The organism is Glutamicibacter sp. BW77, assembly GCF_002332285.1.
GTDB classification, from domain to species: domain Bacteria; phylum Actinomycetota; class Actinomycetes; order Actinomycetales; family Micrococcaceae; genus Glutamicibacter; species Glutamicibacter bergerei.
On record NZ_NRGT01000053.1, the window covers coordinates 35,127 to 58,160 of the forward strand.

The 23,034-nt window shown below is 53.8% G+C and carries 18 protein-coding genes and 2 tRNA genes; 17 read left to right on the top strand and 3 right to left on the bottom strand.

Annotation, left to right across the window (positions count from 1 at the left end; all coding sequences use genetic code 11):
* Nucleotides 1-4 precede the first annotated feature (4 nt).
* A complete protein-coding gene (metG, locus tag CIK74_RS07735) occupies nucleotides 5-1,555 on the top strand; it encodes a methionine--tRNA ligase (protein WP_096255297.1) in 1,551 nt (516 codons plus the stop codon).
* Between the two features lie 73 nt (nucleotides 1,556-1,628).
* On the opposite strand, the gene CIK74_RS07740 is transcribed toward metG, so the two are convergent.
* Together CIK74_RS07740 and CIK74_RS07745 are read right to left on the bottom strand one after the other, a co-directional pair.
* Complete coding sequence (locus CIK74_RS07740) at nucleotides 1,629-2,318, bottom strand: response regulator transcription factor (RefSeq protein WP_096255298.1); 690 nt, start codon at nucleotides 2,316-2,318, stop codon at nucleotides 1,629-1,631.
* A gap of 6 nt (nucleotides 2,319-2,324) precedes the next feature.
* The gene (locus tag CIK74_RS07745) at nucleotides 2,325-3,470 is read right to left on the bottom strand and encodes a histidine kinase (protein ID WP_096255300.1); all 1,146 of its coding nucleotides are present in this window, start codon (nucleotides 3,468-3,470) and stop codon (nucleotides 2,325-2,327) included.
* Nucleotides 3,471-3,700: 230 nt separating this feature from the next.
* On the opposite strand from CIK74_RS07745, the gene CIK74_RS07750 reads away from it, so the two are divergent.
* The 12 genes from CIK74_RS07750 (at nucleotide 3,701) to thiL (ending at nucleotide 17,751) form a co-directional block, all read left to right on the top strand.
* Nucleotides 3,701-4,759 carry a 3-isopropylmalate dehydrogenase gene (locus CIK74_RS07750; protein WP_096255376.1) on the top strand — a complete coding sequence of 353 codons (1,059 nt, stop codon included), beginning with the start codon at nucleotides 3,701-3,703 and terminating at the stop codon, nucleotides 4,757-4,759.
* Between the two features lie 118 nt (nucleotides 4,760-4,877).
* Nucleotides 4,878-5,972, top strand: a complete 1,095-nt coding sequence (locus CIK74_RS07755; protein WP_096255302.1) for a branched-chain amino acid aminotransferase — start codon at nucleotides 4,878-4,880, stop codon at nucleotides 5,970-5,972.
* An 80-nt stretch (nucleotides 5,973-6,052) separates the two neighbouring features.
* Nucleotides 6,053-7,135, top strand: a complete 1,083-nt coding sequence (gene galE, locus CIK74_RS07760) for a UDP-glucose 4-epimerase GalE (RefSeq protein WP_096255304.1) — start codon at nucleotides 6,053-6,055, stop codon at nucleotides 7,133-7,135.
* A gap of 204 nt (nucleotides 7,136-7,339) precedes the next feature.
* Entirely contained in the window at nucleotides 7,340-9,583 is a 2,244-nt protein-coding gene (locus CIK74_RS07765) for a hypothetical protein (protein ID WP_141392904.1), read from the top strand.
* Between the two features lie 134 nt (nucleotides 9,584-9,717).
* Nucleotides 9,718-10,482 (top strand): fumarylacetoacetate hydrolase family protein, encoded by a 765-nt coding sequence (locus CIK74_RS07770; RefSeq protein WP_096255308.1) that lies wholly within the window; start codon nucleotides 9,718-9,720, stop codon nucleotides 10,480-10,482.
* Between the two features lie 155 nt (nucleotides 10,483-10,637).
* Nucleotides 10,638-12,143, top strand: coding sequence for a glutamate--tRNA ligase (gltX, locus tag CIK74_RS07775; RefSeq protein WP_096255309.1), 1,506 nt, complete (start codon nucleotides 10,638-10,640; stop codon nucleotides 12,141-12,143).
* Between the two features lie 15 nt (nucleotides 12,144-12,158).
* Nucleotides 12,159-12,920 carry an HAD family hydrolase gene (locus CIK74_RS07780; RefSeq protein ID WP_170947792.1) on the top strand — a complete coding sequence of 254 codons (762 nt, stop codon included), beginning with the start codon at nucleotides 12,159-12,161 and terminating at the stop codon, nucleotides 12,918-12,920.
* A 118-nt stretch (nucleotides 12,921-13,038) separates the two neighbouring features.
* Nucleotides 13,039-13,110 (top strand) — tRNA-Gln (locus tag CIK74_RS07785).
* A 48-nt stretch (nucleotides 13,111-13,158) separates the two neighbouring features.
* Nucleotides 13,159-13,231 (top strand) — tRNA-Glu (locus tag CIK74_RS07790).
* Nucleotides 13,232-13,327: 96 nt separating this feature from the next.
* Nucleotides 13,328-15,088, top strand: coding sequence for a dynamin family protein (locus CIK74_RS07795; protein WP_096255312.1), 1,761 nt, complete (start codon nucleotides 13,328-13,330; stop codon nucleotides 15,086-15,088).
* Nucleotides 15,085-16,728, top strand: coding sequence for a GTPase (locus CIK74_RS07800; protein ID WP_096255314.1), 1,644 nt, complete (start codon nucleotides 15,085-15,087; stop codon nucleotides 16,726-16,728). Before CIK74_RS07795 ends, CIK74_RS07800 begins: the two co-directional genes overlap by 4 nt.
* 6 nt (nucleotides 16,729-16,734) lie before the next feature.
* Nucleotides 16,735-17,751, top strand: coding sequence for a thiamine-phosphate kinase (gene thiL / locus CIK74_RS07805; RefSeq protein ID WP_096255316.1), 1,017 nt, complete (start codon nucleotides 16,735-16,737; stop codon nucleotides 17,749-17,751).
* 15 nt (nucleotides 17,752-17,766) lie between these two features.
* Here thiL and CIK74_RS07810 read toward each other — a convergent pair whose 3' ends face one another.
* A complete protein-coding gene (locus CIK74_RS07810; protein WP_096255318.1) occupies nucleotides 17,767-18,489 on the bottom strand; it encodes an IclR family transcriptional regulator in 723 nt (240 codons plus the stop codon).
* A gap of 122 nt (nucleotides 18,490-18,611) precedes the next feature.
* Between CIK74_RS07810 and leuC the strand changes: the two genes are divergently transcribed.
* The 4 genes from leuC to CIK74_RS07830 all read left to right on the top strand — a co-directional run bounded on the left by leuC (nucleotide 18,612) and on the right by CIK74_RS07830 (nucleotide 23,026).
* Entirely contained in the window at nucleotides 18,612-20,051 is a 1,440-nt protein-coding gene (gene leuC, locus CIK74_RS07815) for a 3-isopropylmalate dehydratase large subunit (protein ID WP_096255378.1), read from the top strand.
* A 14-nt stretch (nucleotides 20,052-20,065) separates the two neighbouring features.
* On the top strand, nucleotides 20,066-20,671 hold the full coding sequence (gene leuD / locus CIK74_RS07820; protein ID WP_096255320.1) for a 3-isopropylmalate dehydratase small subunit: 606 nt from the start codon (nucleotides 20,066-20,068) through the stop codon (nucleotides 20,669-20,671).
* Nucleotides 20,672-20,918: 247 nt separating this feature from the next.
* On the top strand, nucleotides 20,919-22,238 hold the full coding sequence (murA, locus tag CIK74_RS07825) for a UDP-N-acetylglucosamine 1-carboxyvinyltransferase (protein WP_096255322.1): 1,320 nt from the start codon (nucleotides 20,919-20,921) through the stop codon (nucleotides 22,236-22,238).
* A gap of 95 nt (nucleotides 22,239-22,333) precedes the next feature.
* Nucleotides 22,334-23,026 carry a lysophospholipid acyltransferase family protein gene (locus CIK74_RS07830; RefSeq protein ID WP_096255380.1) on the top strand — a complete coding sequence of 231 codons (693 nt, stop codon included), beginning with the start codon at nucleotides 22,334-22,336 and terminating at the stop codon, nucleotides 23,024-23,026.
* Nucleotides 23,027-23,034: the final 8 nt, after the last annotated feature.

Below are 23,034 nucleotides of genomic sequence, written 5' to 3' on the forward strand. Positions count from 1 at the left end.
TATCGTGACTTCTCCGCAGAAACCCTTTTACATCACCACTGCAATCTCCTACCCAAACGGTACCCCGCATATTGGGCATGCCTACGAGGTAGTCGCTACCGACGCCATGGCGCGTTTTAAGCGCTTGGACGGATATGACGTCTTCTTCTTGACTGGCACGGATGAACACGGTCAGAAGATGATGCAGACTGCTGAAAAGGAGGGGATTACCCCCGCACAGCTGGCGCAGCGTAACTCGGACGCCTTCCAAGCGATGAATGACGAGTTGGGAACCAGCTACGACCGCTTCATCCGCACCAGCGACGCTGACCACCATGCCGCGGCACAGGAGCTGTGGCGCCGGATGGAAGCTAATGACGATATTTACCTCGATAAATACGCAGGGTGGTATTCGGTACGTGACGAAGCTTTTTACACCGAAGAACAAACGGATGTCCGCGAGGACGGGATCCGTTACGCCACGGAAACCGACACTGAGGTTACTTGGACCGAAGAAGAGTCATACTTCTTCCGGCTCTCTAAGTACCAAGACAAGCTCTTGGCCCACTATGATAACAATCCAGACTTTGGCGCACCGCGTTCACGCTTTAACGAGGTTGTTCGTTTTGTTGAAGGCGGTCTGACCGACCTCTCTATTTCACGTACTACCTTTGACTGGGGAATCCCTGTTCCAAGCAATGAGAAGCACGTAATGTACGTATGGGTTGACGCACTGACCAATTATCTGACCGGTGCCGGTTTCCCAGACGTGGATTCTGCTTCCTTCCAGAAGTACTGGCCTGCGGATGTACATGTCATAGGCAAAGATATTTCGCGCTTCCACGCGATCTACTGGCCCGCATTCTTGATGTCTGCAAAGTTGTCGGTTCCCAAGCGCGTGATGATCCATGGTTTCTTGCACAATAACGGTGTGAAGATGTCCAAGTCCTTGGGCAACACCGTGTCTCCGGATGACTTTGTTGCACGTTATGGCCTTGACCAGGTGCGCTACTTCTTCCTGCGCGAAGTGACCTTTGGCGCCGACGGAAATTACAACCATGACACTATCGTTGCTCGCATCAACGGTGACCTCGCAAACAACTTTGGAAACCTCGCTCAGCGTTCGCTGTCGATGGTTGCCAAGAACTGCGGGGGAGGCGTGCCGACTCCTGGTCAGCTCTTGTCCGCCGATGAGCAGATTCTGGCGGCAGCTTCAGAGCTCTTGGAACTCAACCGCGACGCGTACTCGCGTCAAGACTTCAGCCGAGCTCTAGAAGCCGTCTGGCACGTCTTGGGAGACACCAACGCGTACTTTGCGGATCAAGAGCCCTGGAAGCTGAAGAAAACTGATCCAGCGCGTATGGAAACGGTTCTTTATGTCACCATCGAAATCGTGCGTAAGGTCGCTTTGCTGCTGCAGCCGGTATTGCCGCAAACCATGACTAGCATGCTTGACCTTTTGGCTGTCGGTCAGGGAACCGCTCGTAGCTTCGAGCACTTCGGCACCGCGTTGGTTCCAGGAACCGAACTTCCGGCACCCGCACCGGTATTCCCGCGGTACGAAGAAGACAAATAATTCGCAGCAAGCAAAGAAGTCCAAGCTTGGGATTAAAACCAAACTTGGACTTCTTTGTTCTTAATTACAATCTTTACGGGCTGACCACACCGGTCTGGTAGGCAATGACCACGGCTTGCACTCGATCACGAGCTCCAAGCTTGGACAAGATATGACCTACATGTGTTTTCACCGTTGCCTCAGAGAGAAACAAGTCTATGGCAATCTCCGGGTTTGAACGCCCCTGGGCAATATGACCGAATACTTCGCGTTCGCGCGGGGTCAAGGAATCCACTGCAGCCGTCAAGGGGTCCTCAGTTGGTCTAGCGCGCTTCAGCAATGGCGCCATGTGATCCAGCAGTCGTCGGGTAGTTGAAGGCGCAATGACCGCATCTCCGCGGTTCACCGTACGCACGGATTCAAGCAGCTCTTCAGGTGGCGCATCTTTGAGCAGAAATCCACTGGCTCCAGCCTGAATGGCGCTAAACGCGTACTCGTCCATGTCAAAAGTTGTCAGCACAATGACTCTCGGTGAATCGATTGCCTGCGCGCGGGAAACCAGTAGGCGTTCAGTGGTTTCAATCCCGTCCATTTCAGGCATGCGAACATCCATCAGGATGACGTCCGCCGCAGCCAGGGCCGGAGATGCCAAGGCTTCACGACCATTTGATGCTTCGGCAACCACATTCATATCGTCCTGGGAATTAATCAGCATTCGGAATCCGCTACGGACCAGTAGCTGGTCATCTACCAAGGCAACTTTAATCGGCTCGGTGGTGGTCATTCGTTTTTAGTCCTCGGAGTAGGGGATGAAGACGGAGACGCAGAAGCCTCCGTTGGGAAGCGGGCCAGCCGTGCTGGTTCCATCGTATAGGGCGACTCGTTCGTGTAATCCACGCAGCCCTTGGCCGGCACCATCGATTTCAAGTTTTCCGGCACAGGCTCCGTCATCCTTGACATTAATATCGAGGCCACGGTTTGACCAGTACAACGAAACCGTTGATATAGCTTGTGGTCCCGCATGCTTAATAACATTGGTGATCGCTTCTTGCACGCATCGGTACGCAGTGAGCTCGGCACCGGTGGGCAGGGTCCGGCGAGGGGACCCTTGAGCCTGGTAAGAGACTTCCAGACCAGACCTGACTGCCATTTTTACGAGTTCAGGAATATCACTCAAACTCGGCAACGGCCGGTGCTCTGTTTCTTCGTCGGTGCGCAGCACGCCCAGTAAACGACGCATTTCCCGCAGGGAAGCCCGGCCCGCATCAGAGACGGTCTTCAACGTTTCAATGGCAATGTTTGGGTCCTGAGCCGCTGCGTAGCGTGCTCCGTCAGCCTGCGTGATAATCACCGAGAGGGAATGCGCCACGATGTCATGCATCTCTCTGGCGATATGGTTGCGTTCATCAGAGGCGGCCAGCTCGCGTTCAATCAGACGCTCATTTTCCAGGCGCTGTGCGTGAGCCCGCAACGCGCTTAACGTTTGCCTTCTACTGCGTGCGAGGTCGCCAAAGGTCCAGGCGACGGTGACTACTAAGGACAAGCCGACGAAGGAAATAATCTTGTCAAAGGAAATTGGATTGCTGCCATCAAGCCCCGGGCCGAAAATATTGAAGGTAGCCAGAATGGCTCCAAGGAATCCAAGACCTAAGGTAGCAAAGGATTGCCAACGTTTCCCATAAACAGCCATGGTGTAAATCATGAGTGGGACCGAGAACTGAGAAGGCAAAAACACGCCTTGGAAGAATAGCTGCAGAATATGGGCAAGGGCAATGGTGATGGTAGCGGCCCACGGATAGCGGCGGCGAACCATGAGAGGTGCAGATTGCAGTAGTGATATGGCCGCGATGCTGAGTCCAAAGCCTACGCCCACGCTGAAGCCGATGCCTATGGAGAAAATTACGCACAGGAATGTGTACAGCGCACCAGTAATCATATCTATCCGGCCGGGGTTGGACCGGATCCACCGATCTATCCGCCGGTGTGGATTAGTGAATATCAAGTTTCCCTCGCGCGTACTTAAAGCTCTGTTCTACCTCAATTCTAGCCAGCGTCCCGGCCGGAGTCCTCATGCCACGGTCTGAGTTTCTGTGAAGCAAAAAGAAATCTATCTCATAATTTGAGATAGGTTCTCAAATGGTGGATTCACTTGGTTATGATGAGGGCATGGGAAACGTCATTAATATTGCTGTCATTCCAGGCGATGGTATCGGCCCAGAAGTGGTTGCCGAAGCCGTGAAAGTCCTGAAGTTCGTGACTAACGGTGGAGACCAGCAGGTAGATCTCACCGAGTACACCTTGGGTGCAGAACACTGGCTCAAGACGGGGGAGACCCTGACCGATAAAACTCTTGAAGCTATCAAGAAGCATGACGCTATCTTGTTCGGTGCCGTGGGTGCCGCCCCGGGCGACACGCGAATCCCTTCGGGAATCATAGAGCGCGAACTGTTGTTGAAACTTCGGTTCTCCCTTGATCACTTCGTGAACCTGCGTCCGTCCAAGTTGTATGCAGGAATTGAGAGCCCGCTGGCCAACCCGGGAGAAATCGACTTTGTGGTTGTCCGCGAAGGCACCGAAGGCCCCTACGTAGGCAACGGCGGTTCGGTACGTACCGGCACCCCGCATGAAATTGCTACCGAGGTCTCGGTAAACACCGCCTATGGTGTAGAGCGCGTAATCCGTGATGCTTTTACCCGTGCATCAGCACGTCCACGAAAGCACGTAACCCTAGTCCACAAGCACAACGTACTGGTGCACGCCGGACACCTATGGCGCCGCACCGTAGAAATGGTGGCCCCAGAATTCCCGGAAGTCACCCACGACTACCTCCACGTGGATGCGGCCACCATCTTCCTGACTACCAACCCATCGCGTTTTGATGTCATTGTCACAGACAACCTCTTTGGGGACATCCTCACCGACCAGGCTGGCGCAATCACCGGCGGCATCGGCTTGTCGGCCAGCGGTAACATCAACATGGACCGAACTTACCCATCGATGTTCGAGCCGGTCCACGGCTCGGCACCGGATATTGCCGGTCAGCAGAAAGCCGACCCCACGGCAGCAATCCTTTCGGTGGCACTGATGCTGGAACACCTTGGAATGTCAGCTGCGGCTACCGCTGTTGAGCAAGCCGTCGAAAAAGAGATTACTTCACGCCAAGAATTGACTGATCACCGCACCACGAGTGAAATCGGCGATGCAATTGTGGCGCTACTGGCCTAAGCTAAAAGTGATGTAGCTCGGTTAGTTGTTAATCGAGTAGCAAATCCACTGACGGGTGTTCCGCCAATGGCGTGGGGCACCCGTTTTTCGTTCACTGAGCAAGGAAGTCCAGAGTTAGATGGAATTCACCGAAAATCTGTCATCGAATCGCAAGAGCGCGGAAGAACGCGCTGCCGTCCTGGCAGACCCCGGTTTTGGGGACTTCTTCACCGACCACACCGTGGTTGTTGACTGGTCTGCAGGCTCCGAGGCTGGCACCGGTCAGTGGCATGACGCCCGAGTTGAGCCGTACGGTCCCATCGCCATGGATCCTGCTGCCTCCGTCCTGCACTATGGCCAGGAGATCTTCGAAGGACTCAAGGCGTACCGCCACGAAGACGGTTCCGTGTGGACCTTTCGTCCGCACGCCAATGCAGCACGTCTGAATAAGTCAGCCTCACGCCTTGCACTCCCACAGCTGGATGAAGACGTTTTTGTTGACTCCCTGCGCAAAATTGTTTCCACGGATATTGACTGGGTACCAACCGGTGACGGGGAAGCCCTCTACCTGCGTCCATTCATGATTGCTACCGAAGCGTTCTTGGGTGTTCGTGCCGCGCGCGAAGTCTCCTACCGGGTGATTGCCTCACCCGCCGGAAACTACTTCGGCGGAGAACTCAAGCCAGTAGGTATTTGGGTTTCAAAGAATTACGCCCGCGCAGGCCGTGGCGGCACCGGATCAGCTAAATGCGGTGGCAACTACGCTGCTTCTCTCGTGGCGCAGCTAGAAGCAGAAGAGAATGGCTGCAAGCAGGTGCTCTTCCTTGATTCTTTCAATGACAACGCCGTTGAAGAACTTGGTGGCATGAACGTATTCTTCGTCACCAAGGATGGATCATTGGTGACCCCAGCGTTGACCGGAACCATCTTGGAAGGCGTCACTCGTTCTTCGGTAATTCAGTTGGCCAAAGACCGCGGCATGAACGTTGAAGAGCGCAAGATTACCTTGGATGAATGGCGTGACTCGGTCGCCAGCGGCGACATCACCGAGGTATTCGCCTGCGGTACTGCTGCAGTGATTACCCCGATCGGCGTGCTCAAGAACGGCGAAGAACTTATTGGTGATGAGAATGCGCCTGCCGGGGAAGTGACAATGTCCATCCGTGAAGAGCTTCTCGGTATCCAACGCGGAACCGTAGAAGATCGCCACAGTTGGCTTGAGCGCTTAGCCTAAAAAGTAGAAGTGTCGATAGAATAGCCCATGCAAGTAACCTTTGCATGGGCTATTCTGATTCAAAATTGAGGATGTTGTAGATGCGCGTTTTAGTCACCGGTGGAGCTGGATATATCGGCTCTCACACGGTTCTACAGCTACTGGAAGCGGGACACCAGGTATCGGTAGTTGATAACTTCATCAATTCATCTCCAGAATCACTCAGGAGAGTCGTATCGATTGCCTCTAAAAAAGTGGCGACTTTCAGGGTAGATCTGTTAGACAGGAAAGCCCTCGCTGAAGCAATTACCAGTATCCAGCCAGATGCTGTGATCCATTTTGCAGGGTTGAAAGCGGTTGGCGAATCTGTCGCACAACCTTTGCGCTATTACAAAAACAATGTGACTGGAACCATTAATCTTCTAGAAGCAATGGACGAAGCTGGTTGCCGAACTATCGTTTTCAGCTCTTCTGCGACCGTATATGGCGAATCGGTTGACCTTCCCTTACGTGAGACTACGCCACGCAGTGCGACTAATCCTTATGGACGAACGAAACTACATATCGAGGAAATGCTCGAAGAGCTAGCCGCCTCCGATTCCCGGTGGCGCATCGCCAATCTTCGCTATTTTAATCCGGTAGGTGCCCATGAATCTGGACTAATCGGCGAGGATCCCCAAGGGATCCCAAACAACTTGATGCCGTTTGTTGCACAGGTTGCTGTAGGCAAACGCGATGCAGTCCAAGTCTTCGGCAATGATTATCCGACGGCAGATGGGACCGGAGTCAGGGATTATATTCATGTCTTGGATCTGGCTGCCGGTCACTTAGCTGCCTTGGACTACTTAGCTTCCAGTGGGGGCCTGCATGTCTGGAATCTTGGGACTGGATCTGGTTCGAGTGTTCTGGATGTTATTGAGGCATTCCAACGTATTTCCGCACGTCTCGTTCCCTACGATATTGTTGCTCGCCGGCCCGGTGACGTCGCAGAGAGCTATGCGCACGCAGAAAAGGCCCGTTTAGATTTAGGGTGGAAAGCCGAACGCGGCCTCGAGCAAATGGTTGAGGACATGTGGAGATGGCAATTCAAGAACCCCGACGGATTCCCAAAAGTTGGGCATGAAGAAATGAATTCCCTAGAGCTTCGCGACTTTGTTCTTGGGGAAGTGGCCTCGAACAAGTAATTGTCATACGGGGAGTGACTCGGTTTCAGGGATAATCTGAGCCGTCGTGAAATACAGCCGGTCTATCCATTAATTCGGGCCATTGACTAGCCAGCACCACTAACTGACTTGCGTGCCGAGACCTGACCTCACGGTATCAGGATTCAAACATTTTCTTTCGCTAGCCTTATTTCTGGTGTTCAATGAGAGTTCAGGAGTCGACTAGTGGCAGAAACTGAGGAACGCTCGGCAAAAAGAATTAGTCGACGCGTGGTTCTCACTCTCGGAGCGCTAACTGCAGGAGCGGTCGTTTACGGTCAGCTTCAAAAATCACCACCAGATCCTTCTGTTTCTCCCAGTCCGCCAGAGAAGCCGATTCAAACGCCGAAACCCACGCCCGTTCTCAAGAACCGTGACCCGTCGGTCATAGCGCCACTTAAACGAACTCGAAACACCTCGGGCGCGCTGCGGCGATACGAAGGCGCATTTCCGGCAACAAAAATACGTCGCGTGGAGCTATTGCCAGGATTGCAGGCGACCGGGCTGCCTTGGTTAGCCGTTTCAATTGTTGGTCCAATTCACCAACTGCAGATTATTAATCCGAGCCGAAATACACCAGCTCATATTGTGGAGATTCCCAAGAGCCATAGTGGCGGCGTGCAATCGATGATCTGGGACAAAAAGACTAAGTACCTCTATCTTGCGACGCTCAACTATTTGCTTGTCTGGAAACCTTCTAGCCCATCAGAAATAACGATAGTAGGTAAAGTACCTGGCGCCACAACTATCTATGATCTCCAACTTGATTCCCAAGGCACGGTGTGGGGCGGAACCTATCCTCTCGGTGCGGCGTTTAAATACGCTCCGAAAACCAAGAAAATAGACGTATTCAAGCGGGTAGCCACCGACACAGATTATGTGCGGCGTGTAGCCATTGATTCAAATGATGACGTATGGCTGGGCACAGGCTCGCGAAACCCGCGTGTGTTTCGGTTTTCTTCGAAGAGCCCGCAGAAAATCACCGAGATTCCGCTGCCGGAACCCAAAAGAGCGGGCTTTGTCTCTTCGCTGGAAGCTGTAGGTAACTCAATCGTTGTCTCCATTGACAACGTTTCGGGCCAGCTATTGCTGAATCCTCAAACTAATTCGTGGGTTGGATCTATGGATCGAGTTTGGTCAGGCCGTAAATTGTCTGCAGTAAATCCTGCAACCAAGCAGTTCTACAACGTTAGCGACGGCCAGCTCTTTGCTACCAGCAGCTCCACGTGGCAAGACCAACTTGTAGGCAAACTTTCTGCCAGCGCACCTTTGGCTATTTACGCCACGAGCAGTCAAGTGGTGGTTGTCTCTTCGAATAAGACGGGACTTCAGATCGAAGTGTTCCGTTTGTCGAGTAAATCAGTGCAGCTGGTAAGCACCGTGGCGTTGGCTCGTGGGCAGTTCGTTGTTCAATCTCTTATGTCGCATTCGGACGGGAACATTTATGTCGGAGGTTATATGGGCCACGGCATTACGGCAGTTCATCCTGATACCGGAAAACACTGGACCTCCCCTTCTGAGCAGAATGCCATCAATCAGATTGAGGGAATGATTGAATTCAACGCTCAAAAAACCTATGTAGGGTCTTACGGTTCGGCGGACATTGTTCGGCTCAACAGCAACGCTAAAAACAATCCTGAGGGATACCAGCGCCTCCTTAGACTGGCCACCGATTATGAACAATCCCGGATATTTGCGTGGGCTAAAAATTCCAAGCAGGTATTCTTCGGTACGGTTCCAGAATACGGCCGTTCCGGCGGAGTCCTGGGAGCGATAGACCCACGTACCGATGAGGTGAGCTGGGTGTTGGACGGAGATGGGGAAGGGTTTATCCGTCACCATTCGATCACCGGACTCGTTGCTGACGAAAAGTACATTTATGGAACTACCTCGGTGCGAAATGGCTACGGTCTTGCCGACACTGACGGAAACGCCAAAGTTTTCAAGCTAGATATTGCAACAAAAAAGATCTCATGGAGTGTGGCGCCCATTGCACAATGTGGTGCGCTCTACTCACCCAAGCTTTTGGCCGGATGGCTGCTAGTTGCCGATTTGGAGGGTGTCAGCGTGCTCGACCCAGTAAGTGGCAAACTTCTGAAGAAACACCGATTAACCAACTCACGTAACACCAGCTACCGACCCGGATGGAAAAACGCAGACTTAGTAGTAGTAGAGAATCGAGGCAAGGCTGTGCATACCGCCGCAGGAACTACCACTGCCATTGATTTCGATTCGGGAACACTAGCGACGATTGGTAGCCCGCAACTGAAGAGCCAATTCGGTACTCGGCTGACGGTAACAAATTCCGGACGGGTCTTTGCCAACGTAGAAAAAACTGCGATTGCTGAATTGGATCTGCAGCCCATCGCATCCCAGCCAAAGAAGCCGAGTGCAAAGAAAGCATCGCCACAGGCTACTGCAACTACTTAGGAAAGACCCGGAGGCAGCTGAGCATGACGCGCTAAACGCATAAAAACAGCGTAGTAATGAATTCCACAACACCCCATCGAAAAGCGAGTCAGAGACGGGATGTCTGATCGGCAACATGCCCTAGGCTTGTGTGTATGCGCATTGCCAGATTTGTAGTTGATAGCGACCCAATGTACGGAGTCGTAGACGGAAACGATGTCCACGTCTTAGCAGGAGACCCTTTCTTCCAAGGGATCAAAACCACCGGTGTCACTCACCAGCTTGACGACGTCCGATTGGTAGCCCCAATCATTCCGCGCTCAAAGGTCATCGGTTTCGGCCGTACCTACCGCGAACATGCCAAGGAACTAGGCAACGACGTTCCTAGCGAGCCGTTGATGTTCTTAAAGCCAAACACCTCAGTGGTGGGTCACGGAGATCCCGTGACTCTTCCGGCATTCTCTGAAGAAGTCTCCTTTGAAGGCGAACTTGCCGTGGTCATTGGCCGTATCTGCAAAGATGTTCCCGCAGAAAAAGCTGCAGACGTGATCTTCGGCTACACCGTGGCAAATGACCTCACCGCTCGTGATGCACAGCGTAAGGATCCACAGTGGGCGCGAGCAAAGGGTTTTGACGGGGCATGTCCGCTAGGTCCATGGATTGAAACGCAGCTAGCGGATCCAGATGACGTGGGAATCGTTACCCGCGTGAATGGCGAAGTTCGCCAAGACGGATCAACCAACGAAATGATCTGGTCAGTCAATGACCTTGTCGCTCGTGCGTCCGAGGCTTTCACTTTGCTCCCAGGAGATGTCATTCTTACGGGCACCCCAGCAGGTGTTGGTTTAGTCGCTGAAGGTGACAACGTAGAAATTGAAGTCGAAGGAATCGGAACCCTTCGAAGCGTCTTCCGTCGATAGACACCGACTAGACATCGCATAGATTAGTATTAAACTGACCACCAACTTGCCATCAACAGGCGGTGGTCCCGCACTAGCTCCTCATCACAATGTGATGAGGAGCTTCGCTGCTTATTATGCTTCCGGCACGTCTCCGGGACTAGAATGAAATCACCATGACTGATCTATCGCTGATTCCTACCGTGACCGAAGAAACCCCGGTTCGGGTTCGTTTCTGCCCATCGCCTACGGGCACCCCACACGTTGGCCTAATCCGTACCGCCCTGTTCAACTGGGCCTACGCACGCCACACCGGGGGCAAGATGATTTTCCGTATCGAAGATACGGATGCGAAGCGCGACTCCGAAGAGAGCTACAACCAGCTGCTGGACGCCTTGGCGTGGCTGGGCATCGACTGGGACGAAGGCGTAAACGTCGGTGGCCCACACGAGCCATACCGCCAGTCCCAGCGTGGTGACATCTACCAAGACGTCATTGCCAAGCTGCGCGATGCTGGACACGTCTACGAGTCGTATTCCACCCCTGAAGAAGTCGAAGCGCGCCACAAGGCTGCCGGCCGTGATCCAAAACTGGGTTATGACAACTTTGACCGTGAACTGAGCGAAGAGCAGATCACCGCGTTCAAGGCGGAGGGCCGTGAACCGGTGCTGCGCATTCGCATGCCAGAAGATGACATCACCTTTACCGACCTGGTCCGTGGAGAGATTACCTTCAAGCCGGGCACCATTCCCGACTTCGTGGTTGTCCGTGCCAACGGCCAGCCTCTGTACACGTTGGTGAACCCGGTAGATGACGCTCTGATGGGTATTACCCACGTGCTCCGTGGTGAAGACCTGCTCTCCTCTACTCCACGTCAGATTGTGCTCTACCGCGCCTTGATTGACATCAACGTTGCACAGTACATGCCACTGTTCGGTCACCTGCCGTACGTAATGGGTCAGGGCAATAAGAAACTGTCCAAGCGTGACCCAGAGTCGAGCTTGTTCCTGCACCGTGACCGCGGATTCATCCCCGAGGGTCTGCTGAACTACCTGTCGCTGCTAGGTTGGTCGCTGAGCGCGGATGAAGATATCTTCACCCGTGATCAACTAATCGAAGCATTTGATGTCAAAGACGTGCTCTCAAACCCAGCACGCTTTGATATCAAAAAGGCAGAAGCTATCAACGGCACTCACGTACGTCTACTTGAGCCGCAAGATTTCCGTGACCGTCTAGTTCCTTACCTGCAGGCTGCTCAGCTTGTCGGTAGCGAATTGAGCGCACGCGAGGACGAAATACTTGACGCGGCCGCACCTCTGGTTCAGGAGCGTATCGGCTTGCTCGGCGAAGCAGCCGAAATGATGGAGTTCCTTTTCAAATCTGATGAAGAGATTGAGATTGAAGAGAAGGCTCTGAAGGGAATGCCTGCCAACCTGGTTGAGGTTGTCGACGCGAGCATTGCTGCACTTGAGAGTGTCCAGGAATGGAATGCTGAAAACATTCAGGATGCGCTACGTGTAAAGCTGATTGACGAGCTTGAACTCAAGCCCCGTCAGGCTTTCGGCCCGGCTCGTGTTGCAGTTTCGGGCAAGCGTGTTTCGCCTCCATTGTTTGAATCAATGGAAATTCTCGGACGCGAATCCAGCTTGAAGCGCCTGCGTGCTTTTGGCGAATCCCGTTAGACGATAGAACGCACATTGGGCGAACTAGACAACACCTTCGATTCTGCCACCCGCCTGGGTGGCGGAATCGAAGGTGTTCTTTTTGATATAGATGACACACTCGTCGACCTGCGGACCGCAGCAATCGATGCATTTCTTGCCATGGTTGATGACCTGCTAGAAGGAGTTACTAGCGAGCGGTTAATGTTCATTGCCGAAGATTTTGCTGATGATGGGGCCGGGGCTTATGAACTCTATATGGCTGGCGAAGTCTCGTTTCTCGGGCAACGACAATTGCGGTTGAACCGCGCCTTTGACCTTGTTGGCCACAAACCACTTTCTGCGCAGTCCTACCTGCGCTGGGCTGAAAAGTATGAATGTCTGGTCAAGGATTCGTGGAAACCCTTTGACGACGTATTGCCGCATCTTGCTGCCCTCAGCGGTTGGGGGATACCTTATGGCGCGGTGAGCAATAACGTCGAGGCGTATCAGCGAATGAAGCTGGAACGTTCCGGATTGACCGGATTCGCAGTAGTTATTGGATCAGATACGGCCGGGGCGCCCAAACCCGATCCTGCACCTTTTCTTGCTGGGTGCAGTCAGCTGGATACCACGCCGGGCAGAACCCTGTATGTGGGTGATAATCCAATAAATGATGTTCAGGGCGCAGAGAACGCCGGACTTGTTGCAATCTTTGTGGACCGTGAGTCCAAGCATGCAGTGCAATCGGCTTTCACCGTATCCAACCTCGAACAGCTCACTGTCTTCATTAGTCAAAGCATCGATTCGCGAGAGTGAGCCCTACGCCAATTTCTCAATTTGTCAGCGACTAATTAGCTAGGTATAGTTAATTCTCGTGCTACGGCATCAAGCGCAAATCCCAACGAGGATTATTCGCTGAATGCCCAAGTCACATTGGGATATGGTGTAATTGGCAACACAACGGTTTCTGGTTCCGTCATTCTAGGTTCGAGTCCTGGTATCCCAGCGCTTCACCGGAGTTATTCGGTGAGTTGAAGAGAAATCTTTAGCGTACGGCCCCATCGTATAGCGGCCTAGTACTCCGCCCTCTCACGGCGGCAACACGGGTTCGAATCCCGTTGGGGTCACAAAACCCACGACATTGTCGTGGTTTTTCTTTTTAACCTCTACTGACACCTTTGTTGCTAGCGGCGTTCAACTTGTCATAAGGCATGATAGGACTCATGGAGTCCACGTCATCACTGCCGGAATCGACAAACCCGGATAACACCGAGCCGGATACGCACGCCCTTGAACTGCTGGAGCGAGTAGCCAAGCTTGAAGACTCACTCACTAATCTGCGGTTCATTCTCGCTCACGACGCCAGTGGTGAATCGCTGCGCATCAAGGCCTTGCACCAGATCAATGACTATCTCGAACCGCGCATCAAAAATTTAAATGCACCTCTGCTTGCAGTGGTCGGAGGTTCCACCGGTGCCGGAAAATCTACTCTAGTCAATTCCCTTCTCGGTGATCGTATTAGCCGCTCCGGCGCAGTACGGCCCACCACCCGAACGCCGGTGCTCGCAGTGAACCCCGCTGACGAGCCGTGGTTTGCCAACAAACGGATCCTTCCCGAACTGACCCGTCTCAGAGGTGCCGGTTACAGCGAAGGCCACGGTATGGAGCGCCACGATGCACTTCTGGTGGTACCGCACGACAATGTGCCCCGGGGACTAGCTATTCTTGACGCACCTGACATTGACTCCGTGTCAGATGACAACCGGGCTCTTGCAGGACAGCTGCTGAATGCCGCAGATCTCTGGATTTTTGTCACCACTGCGAACCGGTACGCCGACGCGATCCCGTGGGAAGTGCTCACCGAAGCTGGCGGTCGGGAAATTACGGTCTGCGTGATACTCAATCGCGTCCCGTCCGGAGCCGAGACTGATATTGTTCCGGATCTGCAAAGACTGCTCGCAGCAAAAAACCTAGACCCTAAACTACTGCACGTCATCAACGAGGTTCCGCTTGATGAACAGCAAATGATTCCGGGCGAGCGGCTCGAACCGATTTCGGCATGGCTGAATTCTCTAGCCGCCAACGCAGCCGAACGTCAACGCATTGCCGAACAGACTCTTGACGGCGCCATTAAGCGTTTGCAATATGATGTTCGTTGCCTTGGTGAACAGGCGGAAGATCAAGATCTTCAATTGTCTGCCCTAGCTAAGATTGCCACCGAGCGTTTTGAATTTACCTTGGGAAAGACCACCGAAGCGTTGAAAGACGGATCGCTACTGCGTGGTGAGATTTTAGCGCGGTGGCAAGACTTTGTCGGGGCCGGAGAATTGCTGCGGGGCATTGAAGGTGTAGTGGGGCGCATCCGTGACCGAGTCGGTTCATTCTTTAGCGGAAAGCCGCCAGCAACTCATCGGGTTGAAGATGCCATCGAATCAGGGCTTCATACGGTTTTGGTTGGTGAGATCACCAATGCATTCCATGACGTAGATCGCAGCTGGCGCAATACGCCGATTGGAATCCAACTTCTCAGTTCATTGCCTGCCCACCGTCCGCCCAAGGAACTGGATACTAGGGCGGCCGACACGATCCGCGCCTGGCAAAAAGATGTGCTTGAAATGATTCGCAGTGAAGGTGCAGGGAAGCGCAAAACAGCCAGAATCGCTGCCTTCGGTGTGAACGGCGTGGCAGTGGCACTCATGGTGGTGGTCTTTGCCTCCACTGCCGGAGTCACCGGATTGGAAGTAGGAATCGCTGGAGGCTCAGCAGTGGTAGGACAAAAATTGCTGGAAGCAATATTTGGTGAAGACGCGGTGAGGCGAATGGCTACACGCGCCCGCACCATGCTCGAAACTCGAACCCAGGAACTCATTGATGAAAATCTAGCCGTGTACCGCAATGAAATTGACGCTCATCTTCAGCCAGAAATTGTTCAAGAACTACTTAATCAAGTGAAGCCTTTACGTGGTGGAGGGTACAAAGCATGAGTGAGCGCAAGGTAACTCGTGCGCATACGGGACTTACGGAACAAATAGACGCGGTGGTTTCAGCGATGCAAATTGCTGAACCGTATCTTGAGCCTGAGGTCGTTGACCAAGCAGCGGTGATCATTGAACGTGCCGAAGCACGCCGGCAACTATCAGCTGATCATGTGGTGGTAGGGCTCTTCGGTGCCACTGGCAGTGGGAAATCCTCGTTATTTAATGCGCTCGTGGGTTCTGAGATAGCACAAACCGGTGTCATCCGACCGACCACCACCAAAACCGTGGCTGCCATCTGGCAGCCTGTTGGCGCCGACGCATTACTTGACTGGCTCGAGGTCAGTGAGCGTCATATTCTGAGTTCACAAGTTCTGGACAAAGCCTCCAAGAAGTCTCAAGATCTAGGTGGAGGACTTATTCTGCTTGATCTTCCAGATATGGACTCAACCTCAACTGAACATCACCTCATCGCCTCACGGCTCGCAGGACAAGTCGATTACCTTGTCTGGGTCCTTGACCCACAGAAGTATGCTGATGCTTCGATTCACCATGGCTACCTCAGTGAGCTGACTGGCCAACGTGGAAACCTCCTGGTGGTGCTTAACCAGGTCGATACCATCGCGGAAAGGGACCGTGAACCGGTCAAGGCATCTTTAAATGCATTGCTTGCGGATGAGGGAATCGGGCAAGTGCCCATCGTTTTGGCCTCAGCACGTTCGGGAGAAGGCCTAGATGCCGTTCGCGAAAAATTTGCGGTAGCACTGAATAACAAGGTGCAGGCAACTAGGCGATTGCGTGCAGATGTGGATGGACTGTTGCGCTTGTTGGACGGTGAACTTGCGGTGCCCAAGGTCCATACCCCCGGGATTATGGAACAGAGTGAGCTTGAGGGCACTATTGCCAAGGCGCATGGAACGCACCGGATCGCTGATGCGGTCCAGACTTCGTATAAGCTGCGTGCTTCGACTAACACCGGGTGGCCACTGACTAGCTGGTTGACCAGGTTGCGTATTGACCCACTGAAACGAATGAATCTTGGCCGCGGAATTGAAAAGCCTGAAATTTCTCTCACGTCGCGTCCCGAACTATCAGTCGCAGAGAATGCTGCTGTAGACCAAGCAGTCGTGAAGTATCTGAACACGGCAACTGAAGATCTCTCGCCACGTTGGTCCCAGTCATTCAAGGACGGCATCCGTGAACAGCGAACAGAGCTGGCAAACGACATCGATATTGCTATCGCTAGTTGCACCCTTGGAGTTGAAAAAAAGTCGTGGTGGTGGCCGGTGACAGAATTTGTTCAGTGGCTTGGTGTCGTGGTGGCACTTGCAGGGGGATTGTGGCTTGGTGGAATTGCACTGGCCGCGTACTTCCAATTCAACCTTCCAGAGACTCCGCGTGTGGAAGGATTCGCGATTCCGACTCTGATGGTATTTGTGGGGGTACTGCTGGGCATAGTATTAGGAATCTTCGGTTCATTTATAAATAAAATGGTCGCTAGACTGAAGCGAAGGAAAGCACTAAAAAATCTTCAAAATTCAGTGGGTGAAGTTGTTCGGCGATTTATCGTAGATCCAACATCACACCATTTAGAGCAATACAACAGTTATGCGTCGCTGATTACCAGTGCGGCGAAGAAAGTCGAATAGCAGCCTTTGACTAATCAACAGACAGAGAAAAACTTGACCGTAGGCGACATTGGCGAACAGGGGATTCTTAATGAGATTCTTCCTTTGCTAGATGCCAAAGACGCCGGACTTGGTCCAGGGGATGACGCTGGAGCGCTTCGCGTGGCTGGTGGCGAAGTAGTGGTCTCCGTAGACACTATTGTCCAAGACCAGGATTTCCGTTTGGTTTGGCCCAGCGGTCACGAGCATAAAGCGTATGACATTGGCTGGAAGTCCATTGCTCAGAATGTTTCAGACATCAATGCCATGGGCGGTGTGCCAACCGGAGCAGTCGTTTCGCTATCCATGCCATCAGACGTTACTTTGTCATGGGCCAAAGAATTTGCCCGCGGAATCGCAGGAGCGATTACTTCGCTAGGCGCCGATCGCTTGGCGATTTTGGGCGGAGATTTAAGCAGGTCCTCGGAAATTTCGGTGACCACTACAGTTCTTGGTGAATGCGAACACGGTAAAGTCCTGCGCAATGGATCGAAGTCGGGGGACCTGGTTGCGGTTGCAGGAAGGCTAGGCTCCGCTGGTGCGGGCCTGGCCCTTCTGGATGCGCTTCACGATTCAACTAGCTGGAACCGTGCGGTGCTCCGTCTAGTTGAGGCACAGTGCAAGCCGGTACCACCTTTGGAGTCTGGTCCGCGTGCGGCACAAGCCGGGGCAAGCGCCATGATGGATATTTCAGACGGGCTGCTCAGGGATGCTGGAAGACTAGCAAAGGCTAGCCGAGTCAGTCTCGAATTAGACCGCCAGGCACTGGAAGTTTTTGCTCAGCGTCTGGAACCTGCTGCAACGCTCCTGAAGACAGACCCCATGGAGTGGGTGTTGCGCGGCGGAGAAGACTTCGGCCTGCTCGCAACTTTCCCGGCCGAGGCCGAACTTCCTGAAGAATTTACCGTTGTTGGAAAGGTCTTACGAACGGCTGGCCGACGGTCAACAATTCGCCTCGACGGAAAACAGCTGGATTACCGAAACGGTTTTGACCACTTCGGCTAGAGCTTGGCCGGGTCTTTAGCCTTCGGACTGAATGCGCAATAAATCTGACAGCTCCCGGCCCGCGTTCACTACCGATTCGTGATGAATCTTGCCTGGTTGGCGGGTCAAGCGCTCAATGGGCCCGGACATGGACAGCGCTGCGATCACGCGTCCGGACTGCCCCCGAATGGGGGCAGAGACCGAGGCAACTCCGGGTTCTCGTTCACCCAGTGACTGCGCCCAACCGCGGCGCCGCACCCCGGCCAAGATGGTCGGGGTAAAGCGCGCGTGATGCAGGCCATCAATCATGCGTTCATTGTCTTCCCAAGCCAAGAGAACCTGAGCCGCGGAGCCGGCTTTCATCGATAGCTGGGTACCCACAGGAATCGTGTCGCGCAACCCTACAGGCCGTTCGGCGCTGGCTATGCAAACACGGAAGTCTCCTTGTTTGCGGAATACCTGAGTACTCTCGCCGGTGAGATCCCGCAATTTCGTGAGTACCGGCCCCGCGGTGGTCACCAGTCTGTCTTCTCCCGCGGCGCTAGCGAGCTCTACAAGCCGTCCGCCGAGCTCGAAACGGCCGTGCATGTCGCGGCCCACCAGCCCATGATGAACCAACGATTGAGCGATACGGTGAACCGTGGGGCGGGAGATCTGGGTGACGTCCACCAGCTGCGAAAGGGTAGTCGGGCCATTTTCCAATGCGTTAAGAATGGCTGCTGCCTTATCGAGAACACCAACACCGCTACCTGTAGTCATAAAACCATTATTGCGTCTCAGTATTTGAGATTCAAGTCCAAATACTGGAAATGATGTTCTATGAAGTGTCAAAGTAAAGGTGTTGATAGTTCGTAGCTTGAGGAGTGTGTCGCATGTCCACCATGCAGTCGCCCCAGACCCTCGCAGAGAAGGTCTGGAATGCGCACGTAGTGCGCCATGGAGAAGGGGAAGGCGAAGCGCGCCAACCCGATTTGATCTACATTGACCTTCACCTGCTACACGAGGTCACCTCACCGCAAGCCTTCGAAGGCTTGCGTCTGGCGGGGCGCAAACTTCGCCGCCCAGATCTCACTATCGCGACCGAGGATCACAACACCCCGACCCTTGATATTGATAAGCCCATTGCAGATTTGACCAGCCGGACACAAATTTTCACCTTGCGTGATAACTGCAAGGAATTTGGCGTCCGCCTGCACTCGTTGGGTGACAAAGAGCAGGGCATTGTTCACGTAGTAGGTCCCCAGCTGGGTCTTACTCAGCCAGGTATGACCGTTGTCTGCGGTGACTCCCATACCTCAACCCATGGTGCCTTCGGTGCCCTGGCTTTTGGTATCGGCACCTCAGAGGTTGAACATGTCATGGCTACTCAGTCTTTGAGCCTGAAGCCTTTCAAGACGATGTCCATCAACGTCGAGGGAACGCTGAAGCCGGGCGTGACTGCAAAAGATATCATCTTGGCAGTTATTGCCAAGATTGGCACCGGCGGTGGACAGGGGTACGTGCTGGAATACCGCGGATCTGCGATTCGCGCATTGTCCATGGACGCCCGCATGACTATCTGCAATATGTCCATCGAGGCTGGCGCTCGCGCTGGCATGATTGCACCGGACGAAACGACCTTCGAATACGTCAAGGGCCGCCCACATGCACCTGAGGGTGATGATTGGGACGTTGCTGTTGACTACTGGAAGACCCTGCAAAGTGACGAGGGTGCACGCTTCGATAACGAAGTGTTCCTGAATGCTGATGAACTAGAACCATTCGTCACCTGGGGAACCAACCCCGGTCAGGGTGTCTCACTGTCATCCAACGTTCCGGTCCCCGAAGATTTTGAAGACGAAAATGACCGCAAGGCCTGCGAACGTGCATTGACCTATATGGGCTTGACCGGCGGAACTCCCATGAAGGAAATCCGTGTGGACACGGTGTTCTTAGGTTCTTGCACCAACTCACGAATGGAAGACCTGCGCGCGGCGGCCGAAATCGTGAAGGGCCGTGAAAAGGACCCGCAGATCCGCATGATCGTGGTGCCAGGCTCGGCCAGGGTTCGCCTCGAAGCAGAAGCCGAAGGACTGGACAAGATTTTCAAGGACTTCGGTGCCGAGTGGCGCTTCGCAGGTTGCTCCATGTGCCTGGGAATGAACCCAGACCAACTGGCTGAGGGGGAACGTTGCGCTTCTACCTCCAACCGAAACTTCGAAGGACGCCAGGGCAAGGGCGGGCGTACCCACCTGGTCTCGCCATTGGTAGCAGCAGCTACGGCTATTCGTGGCACTCTCGCTTCCCCTTCGGATATCGCCAACACTCCGGTCTCGGCCTAGGAAGGAACACCATCATGGAAAAAGTTGTTACCCACACCGGAATTGGTGTCCCGCTGCGTCAAAGCAACATCGATACCGACCAGATCATTCCTGCGGTTTATCTGAAGCGGATTACACGTACCGGCTTTGAAGATGCGCTGTTCGCCGGCTGGCGCCGGGATGAAAACTTCATCCTGAATACCGAGCCATATAACAAGGGCTCGGTCTTGGTCGCAGGTCCGGATTTTGGTACCGGCTCTTCGCGTGAGCACGCGGTTTGGGCCCTGAAGGATTATGGGTTCAAAGCTGTTATCTCAGCCAGATTTGCCGATATCTTCCGTGGAAACTCCGGTAAGCAGGGATTGGTTGCCGCCGAGGTTGCACAGAGTGACATTGAACTGATCTGGAAAGAACTCGAAAATAATCCAGGCACTGAAGTCACCGTAAATCTGGATGCGCGCACCGTGCAGTGCGGATCAATCGTGGCTCCGTTCCAGATTGATGACTACACCCGGTGGCGTCTGATGGAAGGCCTGGACGATATTGGACTGACGCTGAAGCAAGAAGCAGACATTACGTCCTTTGAAGCTAGCCGCCCAGCATTTAAACCTCAGACTTTGCCGGCAAGAACAGCTGACTAAGTTGACTGGCAGGCCTCGTTCGTACTCACCAGTAGGTGTATTCGAACGGGGCCTTCCTTTTTTATTGCAAACCACGGACTCACCATCTACAGCCCTTCCCTGAAAGCATCCTCACAATGTGTGCGCCACGGGCAGAACTGCTCCGAAGCGCACCGGCAATGACGGTATGCTTGCTTAGTCCTGCCTGTTTTATCGGCCTACCGGCCCTGGCAGGAGAAAACGACTACGCGATGAGGTTTATTCATACATGGGTAAGATTCTAACGGTCCATGGCGGTGTCCCTTTGAACGGCACCGTTCGAGTAGGCGGCGCTAAGAACCTGGTTCCAAAGGCCATGGTTGCGGCACTGCTCGGAAACTCTCCTTCGGTACTACGCAACGTTCCGGAGATCAAAGACGTCGCAGTCGTGCGTAGCCTTTTAGAGATCCATGGGGTTAAGGTTTCTCAGGACCCCGAGACCGGTGACCTCACCATGGATCCATCCGCCGCGAAGAGCGCCTCAAATCAGGCCATTGATGCTCACGCCGGCGACTCACGTATCCCTATTCTCTTCTGTGGACCACTGATCCACTCTCTGGGCGAAGCTTTCATCCCGGACCTCGGTGGTTGCCGAATTGGTGACCGTCCTATCGACTTCCATTTGGAAGTCCTGCGCGAATTCGGCGCCGTAGTGGATAAGGAAGCCGCTGGCATCCGTATCTCCGCTCCTCTGGGACTGACCGGTGCGAAACTTGAACTTCAATACCCAAGCGTTGGCACTACAGAGCAGGTTCTGCTCTCCGCGGTGCGCGCCAAGGGAGTCACCGAGGTGAGCAACGCGGCGATTGAGCCGGAAATCTTGGATCTGATCTCGTTGCTGCAGAAAATGGGTGCCATTATCTCGGTTCACCGTGACCGGGTGATCCGTATCCAGGGTGTTGACGAACTGCGTGGATATGACCACTACGCTTTGCCGGACCGGAACGAAGCTGCTTCCTGGGCCTCTGCGGCACTGGTTACCAAGGGCGATATCTTTGTTGAAGAAGCGCAGCAGCGTGACCTCACCGCCTTCCTTCACGTCTACCGCCAGATTGGTGGAGAGTTTGAAGTGAAGCAGAACGGTATTCGCTTCTACCACCCAGGTGGAGAGCTGAACCCGCTGATCCTTGAAACCGATGTGCACCCAGGGTTCATGACCGACTGGCAGCAGCCTCTTGTGGTCGCGCTGACGCAAGCTAGTGGTGTGTCTGTCATCCATGAAACCGTGTACGAAAACCGCTTTGGTTTCACCGACGCTTTGGTGCGCATGGGCGCTACCGTGCAGGTGCATACCGACTGCTTGGGGTCTACCCCATGCCGCTTCGGCCAGCGTAACTTTAAGCACTCAGCGGTAGTTCTCGGCCCAGCAAAGCTGAAGGGCGCAAACATTGACGTTCCTGATTTGCGTGGCGGATTCTCCCATATGATTGCCGCACTGGCCGCCGAAGGCACCAGCAAGGTTACTGGTATTGAGATTATCAACCGAGGCTACGAGCACTTCATGGAAAAGCTGACCGCACTAGGTGCAAACGTTGAACTGAGCAACTAGGGGAGCGTTAGTTCGTGACAGATAACTCAGTGCATCGGGAAACAGTCAAAAGTAAAACCGTCTTTGCAATTCTGGCCGGTGTAGTTCGTCCGGCTATGAATGCCTTGATTGGCAGGACCTGGCAAAACTTTGACAGGCTTCCTTCCGGCGGGTTTATTCTCTGCCCTAACCACCTGACCGAGATTGATCCTCTGGTGGTTGGTCATGCGATATATAGCAGCGGACGGTTACCGCGCTGGTTGACTAAGGATTCACTATTTAAGGTTCCCGTACTAGGGGCAGCGTTGCGCGCTACCGGACAGATTCCAGTGTCACGCAAATCCATGAGTGCCGCAGACTCTTTGGATGCTGCTAAAAAAGTCCTTGAAGCCGGTGGCGTGATCGTCATTTACCCCGAAGGCACACTAACGCGTGACCCGGATTTGTGGCCAATGGTGGGCCGTACCGGTGCCGCCCGCCTAGCCTTGCAAACCGGAGCTCCCGTGGTGCCGATGGCCCACTGGGGAGATCAGAAACTGTTTCCCCGGTACGCCAAAAAAATGTACCTATTTCCGCGCAAACACGTGACAGTTACGGTGGGGGAGCAGGTACAACTTGATGATCTGCGTACGGGACCGCGCACACGCACTGTGCTTCAAGAAGCAACCAGTCGGATCATGGCCTCCATTACCGAGCTACAGGCTGAACTGCGTGACGAGACACCTCCAGAAAATCTGTGGAACCCGAGTGAACATGGGCAAACAACTACGGGCAGAGATTTTGATGTCCCGAAACCGCCAAACGACTAAGTCTGATC

Excerpts from the sequence above, each read along its gene's own strand:
- CIK74_RS07745 (WP_096255300.1), bottom strand. The coding sequence starts at position 3,470 with ATGATTACTGGTGCGCTGTACACATTCCTGTGCGTAATTTTCTCCATA.
- CIK74_RS07770 (WP_096255308.1), top strand. The coding sequence starts at position 9,718 with ATGCGCATTGCCAGATTTGTAGTTGATAGCGACCCAATGTACGGAGTC.
- galE (WP_096255304.1), top strand. The coding sequence starts at position 6,053 with ATGCGCGTTTTAGTCACCGGTGGAGCTGGATATATCGGCTCTCACACG.
- gltX (WP_096255309.1), top strand. The coding sequence starts at position 10,638 with ATGACTGATCTATCGCTGATTCCTACCGTGACCGAAGAAACCCCGGTT.
- murA (WP_096255322.1), top strand. The coding sequence starts at position 20,919 with ATGGGTAAGATTCTAACGGTCCATGGCGGTGTCCCTTTGAACGGCACC.
- CIK74_RS07755 (WP_096255302.1), top strand. The coding sequence starts at position 4,878 with ATGGAATTCACCGAAAATCTGTCATCGAATCGCAAGAGCGCGGAAGAA.
- leuD (WP_096255320.1), top strand. The coding sequence starts at position 20,066 with ATGGAAAAAGTTGTTACCCACACCGGAATTGGTGTCCCGCTGCGTCAA.
- CIK74_RS07830 (WP_096255380.1), top strand. The coding sequence starts at position 22,334 with ATGAATGCCTTGATTGGCAGGACCTGGCAAAACTTTGACAGGCTTCCT.
- CIK74_RS07795 (WP_096255312.1), top strand. The coding sequence starts at position 13,328 with ATGGAGTCCACGTCATCACTGCCGGAATCGACAAACCCGGATAACACC.
- CIK74_RS07800 (WP_096255314.1), top strand. The coding sequence starts at position 15,085 with ATGAGTGAGCGCAAGGTAACTCGTGCGCATACGGGACTTACGGAACAA.
- CIK74_RS07740 (WP_096255298.1), bottom strand. The coding sequence starts at position 2,318 with ATGACCACCACCGAGCCGATTAAAGTTGCCTTGGTAGATGACCAGCTA.
- CIK74_RS07750 (WP_096255376.1), top strand. The coding sequence starts at position 3,701 with ATGGGAAACGTCATTAATATTGCTGTCATTCCAGGCGATGGTATCGGC.
- CIK74_RS07810 (WP_096255318.1), bottom strand. The coding sequence starts at position 18,489 with ATGACTACAGGTAGCGGTGTTGGTGTTCTCGATAAGGCAGCAGCCATT.
- leuC (WP_096255378.1), top strand. The coding sequence starts at position 18,612 with ATGCAGTCGCCCCAGACCCTCGCAGAGAAGGTCTGGAATGCGCACGTA.